This window comes from Chondrinema litorale (assembly GCF_026250525.1).
Taxonomy (GTDB): Bacteria; Bacteroidota; Bacteroidia; order Cytophagales; family Flammeovirgaceae; genus Chondrinema; species Chondrinema litorale.
The window spans coordinates 353483-367053 of the sequence record NZ_CP111044.1 but is presented as its reverse complement, the minus strand read 5'-3'; the positions used below and the strand labels follow the sequence as shown (position 1 = coordinate 367053).

Here is a 13571-nt window from a genome sequence, read left to right as displayed (position 1 = left end):
GGCATTGACTTACACACTCTCACCAAATGAACAAGAAAAGTTGTTTCAGAAGATTGTAACAAGTTGGATATATTTCTATACCATCAATAATTTAACTGTCGAGGTAAAAGAATCAGACTTTACACATCCGTACATGGTTGATTATGTTTTAACGATAGTCGATAAAAAATTTGGAGATGATACTACTGAAAGTCTGGCTCTTGGGGCAAAAATACTGCGCCAAGATCTAAACGACTATACTAAGACCGTTGAAAGTCGTAGGATATATTACGACAAATAAAACACGAAAACGCCATGGATTTAGATCAAAAAATAATCGATACCATTAACCGGCAGTTTACATCGGAAGAAGTACCATTTGTTATTAATGAGCTTGCATCTCTTAAAATGACGTATGTTAGGCAAAATAATACAATGGCGGCATCAAAAGAAAATCTACTAAATACACAACAGGCTATTTTAAAATTAGCTAAAGGAAATGTAAATGATGTAGCTGAATTGATTCAATGTGCCAAAGTTGATTTTCGAGATGTTATTATGTGGGCGATGATGGAGGGACGGAAAAAAAAGAACACCGACTCTTAAACAATACACATTGCAAGTCACATTACTCACTGCATCACCAAAACTTGCCATAGAGTATAGTTTCTCCAACACTGATTGACAACTAGTATGAAAGAAAGCCAGCAGAGAACAAAATGTGTATAAGCAATAGCGATTTAATCACAAGTCTGAAAGTTTAGGAATTTTTCTTTCTTCGTGTTTAACTACATATTCCGGTGAATGTGGTTCATCATCATTTTTGGTGGGAAATTAAAAATCTGAATTTCTGGTAGATTTAACAATAAAAAGATGAACCTACTAGAATCCTTACTACCAAAAGTTCCTGCAATACAATTTGAAAAATTCACAATAGATACTGAAGGAAAATATCCTGTGTTGGCAATTGATATTTTACGAACAGCTACTACAGTAGCATGCCCGCATTGTGGGAAAAACAGTCATTATATTCATAGCTATTATTGCAGAACAGTACAGGATTTATCTATATGCAACTTTCAATTAAAATTAAATTTGGGTGTCAGAAAATACTATTGTCAAAATCCTGCATGCAGGTTTAAAATTTTTTGTGAACGATTAGGACCTGAAATACAAGCATATCAACGTAAAACCACTCGCGTAAAACTAGAAATGCAAGCCATAGCTCTTAAAATAGGTGCTAATCCAGCTTCTCAGTTATGTCAAAAATTATTTTTGAATGTAAGTAGTAGTACTTTGCTAAGATTGATGCATAGTAAAAAGCTTCAAAATTTCTCCACACCAAGAGTTTTAGGTGTTGATGATTGGGCATTTAGAAAAGGAGATAATTATGGGACAATTTTAGTTGATCTTGAAAAAAACAAACCAATAGATTTGCTGCCTGATAGAACCTCAGAAACTTTAAAAAATTGGTTAGAAGCTCACCCTGGAATTGAAATTATTAGCAGAGATCGTTCAGGAGCCTATGCAGAAGCTGCCAAACAAGGCGCACCAGATGCTTTACAAGTTGCAGATCGACGGGTCTCGCAGACTGGCATTTACTGAAAAATTTAAAAGAATGTTTGCAGAAATTATTAGAGAAACATAATTCTGATTTACGAAAGGCATCTTGGTCATTGGAAAAAGAGGAAAGACAAAAAATACTACAAGCTGAAGAGGAAAAATTGCTTCAACAATCCCAACAAAAGAAACCCTCTCAACCAAGTAGATACGCACTCATATTTAAAGAAGTAAAGACTTTGTTTTCTCAAGGAATGGGAAAAAAGACTATTGCTAAAAAGCTATCTATTAGCAAGAATACAGTTAAAAGATATTTGCAATTTGAAGAGTATCCTGAAAAAAGCTTACCTACAGTTAAATCGAACTCAGCTCGGAACTATTATAATGAACTTAAATATCATTGGAGCTGTGGAGAAAAAAGTCCAACAAAGCTATGGAAGTTATTAGTTGAACAAGGTATTCCAGTTACCTATCGAAGTGTTCATTCAATAGTAAATCAGTTTGGCGAAAAAGAAAAGAGTCCACCCAAAACGGTTATAATCAATTGGAGTTCAAGGAAGGTAAGCAGATTATTGTTAAGTTATCAAAAGGAAATGAAAGTCAAAGAATACAAATACATTAAAGCCTTATGCCAAATTCAACCAAACATACAAGTAGCAAGGAGTTTATCAATCCAATTCAGAAACATACTTGCTAAAAGAAAAGGTGAGTTACTTTTAAAATGGATTGATGCATGTAAGCAAAGTGATATAGCAATCATGAAAAGGTTTGGAAAGTCTATAAGTAGGGATTATGATGCAGTAAAAGCTGCGGCTACATATAACTGGAGTGGGACTCCCCGAGCAATGGGCCAGTAGAAGGGCAAGTAAATAGACTCAAGAATATAAAAAGACAAATGTATGGTAGAGCTGGATTTGATTTACTGAAAATTAGAGTATTGGATACTTCCTGATTGGTCCCACCAAAAATGATGATGAACCACGTTAGTCCGGAATAATCAGTTTAACTGAACAGTAAGTGCTTAAAAACCACCACTGCTCATACACTGTACCATTGGCAGTCATACCCTCCCTTATGAAATTCATCCTAACTTTTAATCTCATATTTCTCTTTGGTCTTTGTTTTGGGCAAACTCCCGAACAACTCGTACTTAACTTTTATGCTCTGAATATTCTGAAAAAGCCAATTGATGAACACTTTGTGAACTACTACAAGAAGATCAAACTCCGTTACGACAGGCACATTAGCCCAATTGATAGCCAATATCAAGAATTAGCGAGGCTGATAGTTTCAGAATATAACAACTGCAAGAACGATCCTAGAGGGGCTAATAACTCAGAAATAAAGCGAACATCTGACGAATGGAAACCATTAAAAAAAAATTGGTTATAATCAAATACCATTTTTTAAAAGCTAATCATTCGACCATTGCTGTATTACAATTCCCAGTTGTTTATCCTTTAAGGCAAATTCTTTTGCTCCCCAAGGACGAAGGGTTATTTTGCTCAGATTTGGATGCAGAAATTCGGGATGGGATTTACTTATTTTATTATATACTTCATCTATATTGTTGGAAACAAGTCTAAACTCAGGGTTATGCTCCATTGCCAACTTATTGTCCTCAAAAAGACTGATGCGCAAACCATCTTTTTCAATCACACAAAATGGATTTGCTGAATGTATTTCATCATGCTCAATTTTAAATTCGAGGCAATCAATAAATAGTTTTAAGGCTTCTTTTATGTCTTTGTAAAACACATTGGGGACTAAATGGGTAAACTTCATAATTAATTTGACATTAAATCTTTCAATTGATTTTCAAAACTTTTGCCTAAAATGGGGAAGACCTAAAATCTGGCCTTCCCCCTACTTCTTTTGATTTCTCAGCCTTTATTCAACCTAAACTTTGTCCAAAAGTCAATAAATTATTATCAGGGTCAAGAACTGAAAATTCCTTCTGTCCCCAGGGTTTCATTTTTAAAGCTCCATTTGGGTGTATCTCAGTTTTATTGTTTATAAAAGCTTGGTATAATTGTTCAATATTATTAGTTCTAATATAGACTTGTCCATAATTTTCTTTTGGATTAAGTTCTTTAAATTCAAAAAAATGAATTTGGATTTTATCTCTTTCTACCATCAGGTATCCATCATAATCAGCATTACCAAATACCTTAAAACCCAATTTTTGCAAGTAAAATGTTTTTGTGATTTCTTTGTTTCGCATTGGCAATTTTGGGTTAATATCAATTAGCATTTCCATAAAATTTAATCAAAATTAGACTTTTAGTTTCACGTACAAAATTGCTTTCTATTCCCCAGATTTTAATTGATTGTAATCAAGAAATTATACCACTCTTGCTCGTACTCTGCTCAATGTTTCAGGTGTTATCCCTAAATAGGATGCGATATACTTTTGAGGAAAACGATTTATCCAGTCAGGATGATTTTTCAAAAGGTCTTTGTAACGCTTATCTGGACTTTTAGTGTTTATGGAAATTATTTGAGAAGACGATATGGAAAAATCTGCTAATAAGCCATTTAACATATGAAAATCTGAATGCAGATTCATGAGTTGATGAATGTCTTTTAAGGAAATAACTGCAATTTTTGATGGCTCTATTGCTTCAATAAAATTTTTGGAAGGCTTACGATTTAATAAACTTTCAAGATCTGAACTCCAACTGTTTTCGGTGAAAAAATGCAAGGTTAATTCGCCCTTTTCGGTTTCTGTATATAATCTAAAACTCCCGCTTATAACAAAATTTAACTCCCTGCAAATCTGATTTTTTCTTACTAGAAATTCCTTCTTTTTATGGTGCTTAAAAGTTATTTTATCCGCAAAAATATCTAGGTTTTGTTCCGAAAAAGGATAAAGCTTTAAAAGGGATTTTTTTATTTCTATATCGATTGCCATTTCATCAACTTGAAGTTACGAATCTATTCACCCACAAATAATAAACAAAGTCTAGCTTTACAATTACACTAAAAATATACGCAACAGCCAGCTTTTGCAAATGGTATTTTCCTAGGTATTTCTATATTATTAGAAAAAAATAATACCTGAAAATCCTGATTATTTACTTTTGGCACCTTGTATATGCTTATTTAAATATTAATATGTGAGACAACCTGAAACTATATATGGCAAAAAACTGAATTCCTAAAATCGATTGAATATAATATTCTGTAGTTAATTGATATTCATCTGAAGCTATTTGGGCATTTAAAGTTAAATATCAAGTAAAAAAAAGAATTTGATATGTACTTACTTTTATAATATTTGATAAGGAATCTAAATCAGCTAACTTTAGTTGTATATTCTGGTAATAGTTTACCACTCAATCCGGGGAAAAGTTTACCAGTATTTTTTAGAAAAGTAAATGCCTGTTAATCCCATCAATTACTTAAATATAAATTGTATTTATTTTAGTTGGTAGAGTTTTTTACTTTTCTCATGGATTCTCCCTCTAATTTTATTCGATGAGAAGCATGAACTAATCTATCTAATATAGCATCTGCGATAGTTTTTTCTCCTAACAGATCATACCATTTTTCTACCGGCATTTGGGAAGTTATAATTGTAGAAGTTTTACCATGTCTATCTTCAATAATTTCTAGTAAAGCTAAACAGGTATTATGATCTAGCACTTGTAATCCAAAGTCATCCAATATTAAGAGTTGGTGTTTTTCCATACGTTTTAATTCCTTTAAGTAAGTATCATCAGCTCTTGCCATTTTTAGTTGTGAGAAGAGTTTAATAGCATTAAAATACAATACCTTATATCCCATCATACAAGCCTGATGACCTAAAGCGGAAGCAATAAAACTTTTTCCAACACCAGTAGGGCCAGTAATCAAGATGTTTTCCTTTTTTTCAATAAAAGAACAGTCAGCTAGTCTTAGTAATAAGTCCTTAGACAAGTTCCTATGTGCTGTACAGTCGATTTGCTCCACAGTAGACTGATAGCGGAAGCGTGCTTGTTTAATCCGCGTAGATATATTCCGGTTTTGCCGGAACTCCCATTCTTGCTGAAGTAGATGATCCAAGAGTTCAACTCCAGATAATTGATCTTGACCTGTTTGCAAATAAGCTTGAAAGGCATGTTGCATACCAAAGAATTTTAATTCACTTAATCGATTTTTTATTACAGAGGTATTCATCAGTTTAAAGTATAAGTTATTTATAATAATCTTTACCACGTATATTTTCATGCGATGGTAAATTGATGTGTGTTTCTTGCTCCATATCTATTTTGTCTAGTCCTTTTTCAAGAATATTACTGATTATACGATAGCTATAGCTTTCATAAAACAAAGCCACCGTGGCGCGGCTCTTTTACAAGCATTTTCTAATCGTTCTTTGCCTATAGTGGTTTTGTCTGCATATTTTAATATACCAATGCACGCCTTATATCCTTGTTCAGGATGAAGTTTATAATGAAGTAACTTCTCGATATAAGCCCCAGTGGCTGGTCCAATCGCTAAGCCCCACCCGATAAATTTATTGGGGTTCCATTCGGCAATAAACTTGTGAGATGAAGGCATGTGTTCTTTTTGAGTGGTATATTGATAGGCTCTTCTATCTCTTTGATGACAAGCTATACGAGTATGTTTGTAAAAAATCTCTACTCTGGAAGATGAATAAGCCACTTTCACTTTCTTTTTTAAAAATCGATAAGGGACACTATAGCGCTCGGCGCCCGATAATGTTTATCCTCTCCCAACCAGATATGGGAGCTTTTATATACAGTAGCTTGCTTAAACTGTTTAAACTCATATCTTTCCTGAGGTAAAGCCGATAATAAGCTTTTTTCGATTTGATTGAATAGTAATAATCTACTATAATCTCTACCAGTAAAGTTAGCCATGTTATGCTCCATCAATTTATTATGGATTGCCTGGTTGAGTTATTTTAAAGAAAAAAACTGCTGAGTAGAGTAGAGCCTGACAGTCTTAAACTACTTTGTTAAAATAACAAGATAGTAATTTTTTTTTTTTTTTTTATGACTGTCAGAGCCCCCTTCATCAAACCGTGCATGAAGTTTTCCCTCACACGGCTTACCGATAGTATTCTTCATTCTGCTTTCGCAAGGGTTTTCAAGCGTGCATACTTCTCTATGTCCAGTAATCCATAGGATTTAACCAGGTTTTCATAGGGTCGCTGGCGTAGCTTCCGATGCGCTTTCCTTCCTTTACTTTTCATCCATTTGAACAGTTTATAGCTAAGATGTAGTTTGATGATTTTAACCGTTTCCCAAACATGGGTCACTTTACTTATTGAAAAATAGTTTAACCAACCGATTAATAAACGGTTGATTTTCCACACTATCCATTCCATACGCCAATGTCGACGCTTGGACAACAGTTCACGAAGTTTGCAGAACAGTTTCGAGCGAGATTTCATACTCGGCCGGACATCTGTGTATTTGTTCCTGTTCCACGTGAACTTGGAGGCGATGTAACGGAACTCGAATCCCAAGAAGAACAAGCTGCTCCGACAACTATGGAGCAGTTTTGTTTTCTCTTTGTTCAAGCTCAATCCCATATTTTCCATAATCCTATCGATATAGCCCAGTATATCCTTACTGAAATACTGTTTGCCCATCAATAGGAAATCATCGGCATAGCGAACTATCCTGATGCCCGATTTCGCAAACTTTCCTTGTGGGTCGTTCACGATTCTGTCAAAAGCATGGAGATAGATATTCGATAACAAGGGTGAAATCACTCCACCTTGTGGACTGCCCTGCCTGTTCAATAGCAACTCCCCGTTAGGGAGTTGTATCGGTGAGACCAGCCACTGATGGAGAAGACCCAATATCCCTCCGTCTGTCAACCGTTGTTTTAGGAGGATGAACAACCTATCATGGGGTATCGTATCAAAGTAACGCGATAAATCCGCATCGTAAATGAATTGATGACCCTCATAGATATTCAGTTTTACCTGCTTTATTGCATCCTTGGCTCCCCGTTTTGGTCGAAATCCATAGGAAGTCTCGATAAAGTCTGCCTCAAACAAGGGCTCTATCAACATCTTTACCCCCATCTGGACTACACGGTCGCGTATCGTTGGAATCCCTAGCTTACGATACTCCCCCTTTTTTTTCTTTCGGAATCAGTACCTGTCGGACGGCTTGGCTTCTATAGCCCTTACTTATCAGCGAATATTGTATCTCTTCTAAGAATGATTTCAATCCTCGCTCTTCGATGGTCTCGAAACTTTCACCGTCGACCCCTACTCCTTCCGAGTAGTTGCTTTTGACGCGGTAGTAGGCCGTGACCAAGGTCATACCCTCACAGAGTTTCCCATAGAGACTGTACGCCTTGAATTCAGGCTCTTGCTTGGCTCGAATGTATAGTTTCCTTTGGAGAATACGAATCCGCTCATCCTGTTCGGATGGACTAGCTAGTAGATTTGCATCAATACTTGTCATTCTATTTTCCATATAAACTTTACTAAAGTAGGAGCCCTTCCCTGGATAAGGTTATGTTGTCCTTACCGTTTTCGGTAATATGGCCCCCTCCGACTTCTTTTGGGACAGAAGGTAACTTCGCTATGCTTATATACCTCCTTTTAAGATGGCCAATCTTTATCCCAAAAGACCTCCCACGTTTGGCCTATCTCCATCTATAATCTCGCCATCCCTATGACTCCGGTAGTTTACTGCATCTCATACGACTGTTTATCATTGCAGTATAGCAGGGTTCGAGACCGTCAAAACTCTCCCCAAATCTACTGATACACTTCTCGAAGCTACTTCGGGTTCACGCTCGTGCATTACGGCTAGATTATTTGAAACAGCGGAGCTTCAGCTGATACCTCGCGATATCTACTGTCCACTTTTCTTCAGGGTGAACAGTCAATTGCCCTGATGGTATTTTCACCCACTGGATATAAGCCACCTCGTGGCACACTGACGTAGAGGTGCAAAAATGCGTGTGTATACTAATTTGACAGCTCCTTCTACTAAGGCTTTATCTTTGGGTTTAGCTGCTCTAGTGGCAAGTACAGTCGTTTGGTAATGCAAAGCAAAATCTTGAAAAGTAGCATTAACTACCGGCTCATAATGACTTGCTAATTTAATAGCGGATTTAAGACGGTCGCCGTGCGATTATCACTTAGTATAGCAGAAGGAACACCTCCAAAATACCATAATGCATTTTCAACTACTTTTATAAAGTCTTCTTTTTTTTGAGTTCTAACAGCTTCTACATAGGTAAGTTGACTTGCAGGAAGTATAGCTACGAACACTTCCATAGGCTTTTCTTCTCCAGTTGCTTTATCGATTACACATAATTTTTTACCAGTAAAATCAATAAAAACTTTATCCCCAGCCTTATGCTGCGTCGAACTCTAAGGTAAAAGCAAATATTTTAATGTTTTAAATTCATTTTTCCAATATATTATATAGTTATCCAATAGAGAAAACAAGCTCTACTGGGGAGCAACTTGTCAGCAATGGCAAAAATCGGAAATATTCTTACTACCTCTTCAAGTTGTACTTGAGAGGGGAGTTTAGCCATAAATAATCAAAAATATCTATTTAAGCTACATGTCTATATTCGTTAAAAGGCAAGTACTCTGATTTTCTTTTTACTACCGAAAATACTCTATTGATTAGTTTCGCTTTTACAGCATTAAGTGCTACACACCTTTCTTTCCCTTGCTTTTTTTTGCGGTGATAATATTGCTTCATTTCAGAATCGTGTTGTATGGCCGTACAAGCACAGTTACTTAATAAGGCTTTCATCTTTTTATTTGCTAAAGGACTTACTCTTGTTTTACCTCTAATGCTAACACCTGAGCTGTGCTCAAAAGGAGCAACACCACTATAAGATGCAAACTTTCTCCCATTTGTAAAGACTGTGAAGTTTTGGGTATAAACCAAAAAGAACAGCCCAGTTATTAATCCTATTCCTGGAACACTGACCACTAGTTTATAGTTTTTCTTCATGTCTTCATCTCTGGCTACTATTTCTCGCAGTTTTTTGTTAAGCTCTTTGAGTTGGATCTTTATTATATTCAGTTGCTGCTCAGACATAGATATTAACAAGCTATTGTCTATCAAATCGTTAGTATCCTTCATATCTTGGATATTAATCTCTAGGGAGACCTTTGTTTTAATCGCCCTTTCACGGTAGGCAAGAAGGTTTTTAATCTCTAGTATCGTTTTGGAGGGAAGTGGTTTGGAAGTTAATTTGTGCCTTCGGCTAAATAGAAAATCTACAATCCTCCAGGAGTCCACTTTATCATTTTTCCCTCGTTGTATGCCTATAGAACGTTTAATTTCTAATGGATTTTCCAATGAATAAGCAATCCCTTTTTGTCCTAGATATGTACATAGATGCAACACATATATCCCTGTATGTTCCATACCAATAAAAGTTCTACTAAAATTCACCCCTTTTTGCTTAAGCCATATCTCCATCTTCCCAAAACCTGATAAGGTATTGTTAAACTTTCTATGGATATACTTTTCAGGATGCACTTCATTACAGCAAGCTACATCGAAAGTAGCTTTAGAAATATCTATTCCGATAAACCAATCGTATTTCATATTTTCATTCTCTGTTTAGTTAAACCATTATACCTTTAAGTTGAAATTACTATGCCCTTTAATAAGCCTGATTGCTTAAAACTCTAATTGGTACTATTTCAACCTAACTGAAACAAAGGGACTGTATCGAGCCTTAAACCTTTAATGTTTACGGCAGTCCATAGTTCACCCCTCGTTCCAGAGGTATTTACTTTTATTTTTAAAGTTACGGGCTTTTGAGTGAATCTTGATATTTACAAACCTAAAGGGCAGTCCGATCTATATGCATAGATACATCCTGTCTCTCCTGCCACTGCTGAAAATGGTAGCAGAATTGGCTATAACCTAAACCTTCTGGATACTTATTCTTATATTCTTGCCATAAAAGCTTTTTACTCACACCAACCTTTCTGAGCTCTTTTTCCATATCAGGAAATAGTTTTTCTAACTCAGAAATATTAGCTACACTCTTTCTAGTTATAGACTTTCGGGCACGACCAAATAAGTCTTCTAGATCACTTTCTGACAAAGACAACAGCTCTTCTGGACTGAAACCACTTTCCTGAAAAGCTTGGATATATTTTTTTATTGTAGAGCGGCATATATGGAGCTGCCGCTCTATACTCCGTTGACTTTTTCCAGATTTATATAATCGTATGATTTGTTTTATAGTTACCATATCTGTCCTATGATTAGCCATAGCCTTTTTGGACATAAGTTATTTATCCTTGGCTATTTAATGGCTTAACAGGTGGTAAATATTTCTCCGGAAACTATGGTAAACTTTTCTCCGGTTTTTCCATTAGTTAAGTACATTACTAAACATTAAATCGAAATGATTTACAACGGACAAGAAATCGAATTTCCTGCAATAATGCAATTGAGCTTTGTTAAGCTGATTGAAAACCTAGAAAATCAAGCTGAAAGTAGTAAAACTCACCCACTTAAAAAGTTTTTTTCTTGAATTGCTTACAAAAAAGGCAGAGGTGCGGCTATTACTACTACCGCCAGAAAATTAGCTGTAATTATTTACAGAATGTTGGTTTATAAAGAGAAATTCAATCCTAAGCTGCATGAAAATGATGATCGAGAACGCTTAAGGAACATTGTGGCAGTGAAGAAAAAAATATCAAATTATAGTTAACTGAGGTTGAAAAGGGGGCAATTTTCTCCTAGGAGGCAGGAAAATGGAAGAGTTGTTTGGAATGGTCTTTTTAAAACCCCATAAAGTCTCCCAAAATCAAATCAAACTTTTGAAAAGGAATTTTAGAATCTATGTGCCAGATTTTAAGTTGGTGTGTTCCTGAATCTAGCTGATGATTACTAATTGTAAAGGCTACATTATCAGAAACTTGCTTATCCCATTTTAAATAATGCTTTTCAGAATGTATCTGGATTATTTGTGGGATTTGATCATCAAAAGAAACCGCATAACTTAAACCCTCATCATTATGATAATTTAATGTAGGTGAAGTATAAACCTTCACTTTAAGGCTATCTGTCTTCTCCGTTAAGTAAACATTATAAATTAGATGAGGCGTATTCGGATTGATAGATTCTGTTTTAGCATAACTCGGCTGCGCAATTACCGAAGAACCTGTCTTGCCTAATTGAGGTATTTCTATCCAACTTACTTCATCATTTTCTACTTTTGCATCAAACTCCGTAGCTTGTATACTTGCTATCTTATCAGAAACAACAGTACCATCGATTTCTTCTGGTAACTTTATGATTTGGTATTTTAAATACACCGTATCTTTTGCAAGTAAAATTTTTAGTGTATCTGTGTACTCTTGTTGATTAATGCTATTCCAATCTACTGTCAAATAAATCCTATTTTGCGTTTTAATTTCGCCTTTAGGCTTATCGACATTTAATGGGTGATTTCCTGTAAGTACTTGATAGTTATAAGCTTGCTTGCCACTGTTAAATAACTCAATATAGTAAGACTGATCATTCCTTGAGTCAAAAGTTGGAAGTTTAAATACTGCTTGATCTTTTGGCCACCATTTCTCAGAGTTTTCTATTTCTAAACCTGGAGCTGCACTTTCTTTCAACTTTATTTCATGGATAACTTTGGGCATGGTTTGCTTTTCTGGCTGTTGCCAATATGTATACCCAATATGAGTTTGTGACATCATATGGTTCCATTTGCCATCATTAAGTTGGTGATAATCAATCGTTAACAGGCTGTCACGCTCATATAGTTTTTTTACATTAAGCCCAGTTTCGCTAGTAAGTACTCTTTGTTGTTTTGTATATTTTTCATTTTTAGCAGCTTCAAAATACATTTCATGTAAATTGGCACTTGCAGCAATTGGATGCAAAACTAGTTGGAAATAAGCATTGTGATAATTAGCATTAAGCTTTTCTTTTATCGCTAATGCTTTTTCTTCCAATTGTTTATAGTCTGTAACTATTGTCTCAAACTCCCTATAATAATTTAAACTATAAGTATTTTGATCTAGTAATTCTGGCTTCTTTCTACTGTTAAACAAAGTATACTTTTCAAGTAGCGTCGCGATTTCTTGAGCATAAGTTTTTCCAAATTGCTGTTCTGCCCATTGTTCCCCGTAATCAGGAATATCACTAGCAGTTATAGCTTTGGGGTTCCAAGCTAAATCGAGGAAGAATGAAATCGGAAACTCCATGGGCTTAATATCTCCTACATTCACAATCCAAACTTGATCTACTCCATAATCATAAGCTGTAGTCATTTGCTCCCAAACTCGTGATATTTGAGTGGTGTTTATCCATTTATAATTTCTTGGGCCACCGACATAATCAAAATGATAATAGATGCCATATCCTCCGCTTCGAGTGCTGTCTCCATAAGCAGGCAGTTTGCGGATATTCCCCAAATTATCATCACAAAGTAACAGAGTAATATCATCGTCAACCCGCATTCCCCGATCGTAGTATTCCTGAACTTCTTTATACAATGCCCACATTTGAGGCGTTTTTTCTTTTGGTTTGCCAGTAACTTCTTCGATAATATTTCGCTGATCTTTTACGATAGTTTCAAGCAACTCAATCGCTGTGCCTTCGGTCATGGGTTCATCTCCATCTCCACGCATTCCTATAGTAACAATACTTTCGTTTTCTCCCATTCGCTCCATACCTTCTCGCCAAAACTCTTGTAATTTTTCTTTATTCTGGGAATAATTCCAAGGCCCTTCTCCATGCCTGCTCCAATCAACATGGGCACGAGTGAGTGGTTCGTGATGAGAAGTACCTAAAACAACTCCCATTTTATTGGCCAATATTGGACTTTTGGGATCATCTTCGTAGATAGATCGTCCCCACATGACTGGCCATAAATAATTTCCTTTTAACCTAAGTATGAGTTCAAATACATGCTCATAAAACTCACTATTAAAACCGCCAAATTTTTCGTGAGCCCAACCTGCCAATGCGGGAGCTTCATCATTATAGGACTTACGCAATATTAAATTTCTCTAGTAAAAATGCTCAAAATTTGAGAGATTGTTTTTT

General features: G+C 35.6%; 16 protein-coding genes and 1 pseudogene. 6 read left to right on the top strand and 11 right to left on the bottom strand.

Annotated features, from left to right (window positions below; all coding sequences use genetic code 11):
- Positions 1–4: 4 nt before the first annotated feature.
- From OQ292_RS21790 to OQ292_RS21765, 5 genes are all read left to right on the top strand, one after another.
- Positions 5–280 carry a hypothetical protein gene (locus OQ292_RS21790; protein ID WP_284686067.1) on the top strand — a complete coding sequence of 92 codons (276 nt, stop codon included), beginning with the start codon at positions 5–7 and terminating at the stop codon, positions 278–280.
- Positions 281–294: 14 nt separating this feature from the next.
- Positions 295–585: a hypothetical protein gene (locus OQ292_RS21785; RefSeq protein WP_284686066.1), complete on the top strand. Its 291-nt coding sequence runs from the start codon at positions 295–297 to the stop codon at positions 583–585.
- Positions 586–852: 267 nt separating this feature from the next.
- Positions 853–1584, top strand: a complete 732-nt coding sequence (locus tag OQ292_RS21780) for an ISL3 family transposase (RefSeq protein ID WP_284686065.1) — start codon at positions 853–855, stop codon at positions 1582–1584.
- Positions 1585–1601: 17 nt separating this feature from the next.
- Positions 1602–2396: a helix-turn-helix domain-containing protein gene (locus OQ292_RS21770; protein ID WP_431733775.1), complete on the top strand. Its 795-nt coding sequence runs from the start codon at positions 1602–1604 to the stop codon at positions 2394–2396.
- A gap of 217 nt (positions 2397–2613) precedes the next feature.
- The gene (locus OQ292_RS21765; RefSeq protein ID WP_284686064.1) at positions 2614–2931 is read left to right on the top strand and encodes a hypothetical protein; all 318 of its coding nucleotides are present in this window, start codon (positions 2614–2616) and stop codon (positions 2929–2931) included.
- A 21-nt stretch (positions 2932–2952) separates the two neighbouring features.
- Here OQ292_RS21765 and OQ292_RS21760 read toward each other — a convergent pair whose 3' ends face one another.
- The 10 genes and pseudogenes from OQ292_RS21760 to OQ292_RS21715 all read right to left on the bottom strand — a co-directional run bounded on the left by OQ292_RS21760 (position 2953) and on the right by OQ292_RS21715 (position 10776).
- On the bottom strand, positions 2953–3324 hold the full coding sequence (locus tag OQ292_RS21760) for a VOC family protein (RefSeq protein ID WP_284686063.1): 372 nt from the start codon (positions 3322–3324) through the stop codon (positions 2953–2955).
- A 109-nt stretch (positions 3325–3433) separates the two neighbouring features.
- Positions 3434–3793, bottom strand: coding sequence for a bleomycin resistance protein (locus OQ292_RS21755; RefSeq protein WP_284686513.1), 360 nt, complete (start codon positions 3791–3793; stop codon positions 3434–3436).
- A 90-nt stretch (positions 3794–3883) separates the two neighbouring features.
- The gene (locus OQ292_RS21750) at positions 3884–4453 is read right to left on the bottom strand and encodes a Crp/Fnr family transcriptional regulator (RefSeq protein ID WP_284686062.1); all 570 of its coding nucleotides are present in this window, start codon (positions 4451–4453) and stop codon (positions 3884–3886) included.
- Positions 4454–4965: 512 nt separating this feature from the next.
- Positions 4966–5700, bottom strand: coding sequence for an IS21-like element helper ATPase IstB (istB, locus tag OQ292_RS21745; protein ID WP_284686512.1), 735 nt, complete (start codon positions 5698–5700; stop codon positions 4966–4968).
- A 123-nt stretch (positions 5701–5823) separates the two neighbouring features.
- Positions 5824–6222 (bottom strand): annotated as a pseudogene (locus OQ292_RS21740) (Mu transposase domain-containing protein); the annotation flags it as partial.
- A gap of 391 nt (positions 6223–6613) precedes the next feature.
- On the bottom strand, positions 6614–7606 hold the full coding sequence (locus OQ292_RS21735) for a reverse transcriptase domain-containing protein (RefSeq protein WP_284686511.1): 993 nt from the start codon (positions 7604–7606) through the stop codon (positions 6614–6616).
- A gap of 16 nt (positions 7607–7622) precedes the next feature.
- Positions 7623–7985 (bottom strand): hypothetical protein, encoded by a 363-nt coding sequence (locus OQ292_RS21730; RefSeq protein WP_284685754.1) that lies wholly within the window; start codon positions 7983–7985, stop codon positions 7623–7625.
- Positions 7986–8614: 629 nt separating this feature from the next.
- On the bottom strand, positions 8615–8797 hold the full coding sequence (locus OQ292_RS41125; protein WP_431733774.1) for a hypothetical protein: 183 nt from the start codon (positions 8795–8797) through the stop codon (positions 8615–8617).
- Positions 8798–9083: 286 nt separating this feature from the next.
- Positions 9084–10097 carry an IS110 family RNA-guided transposase gene (locus OQ292_RS21720; protein WP_284686060.1) on the bottom strand — a complete coding sequence of 338 codons (1014 nt, stop codon included), beginning with the start codon at positions 10095–10097 and terminating at the stop codon, positions 9084–9086.
- A gap of 241 nt (positions 10098–10338) precedes the next feature.
- Complete coding sequence (locus OQ292_RS21715) at positions 10339–10776, bottom strand: helix-turn-helix domain-containing protein (protein WP_284686059.1); 438 nt, start codon at positions 10774–10776, stop codon at positions 10339–10341.
- Between the two features lie 135 nt (positions 10777–10911).
- On the opposite strand from OQ292_RS21715, the gene OQ292_RS21710 reads away from it, so the two are divergent.
- Entirely contained in the window at positions 10912–11040 is a 129-nt protein-coding gene (locus tag OQ292_RS21710; RefSeq protein WP_284686058.1) for a hypothetical protein, read from the top strand.
- 250 nt (positions 11041–11290) lie between these two features.
- On the opposite strand, the gene OQ292_RS21705 is transcribed toward OQ292_RS21710, so the two are convergent.
- Positions 11291–13522, bottom strand: a complete 2232-nt coding sequence (locus tag OQ292_RS21705; protein ID WP_284686057.1) for a glycosyl hydrolase 115 family protein — start codon at positions 13520–13522, stop codon at positions 11291–11293.
- Between the last annotated feature and the right edge of the window lie 49 nt (positions 13523–13571).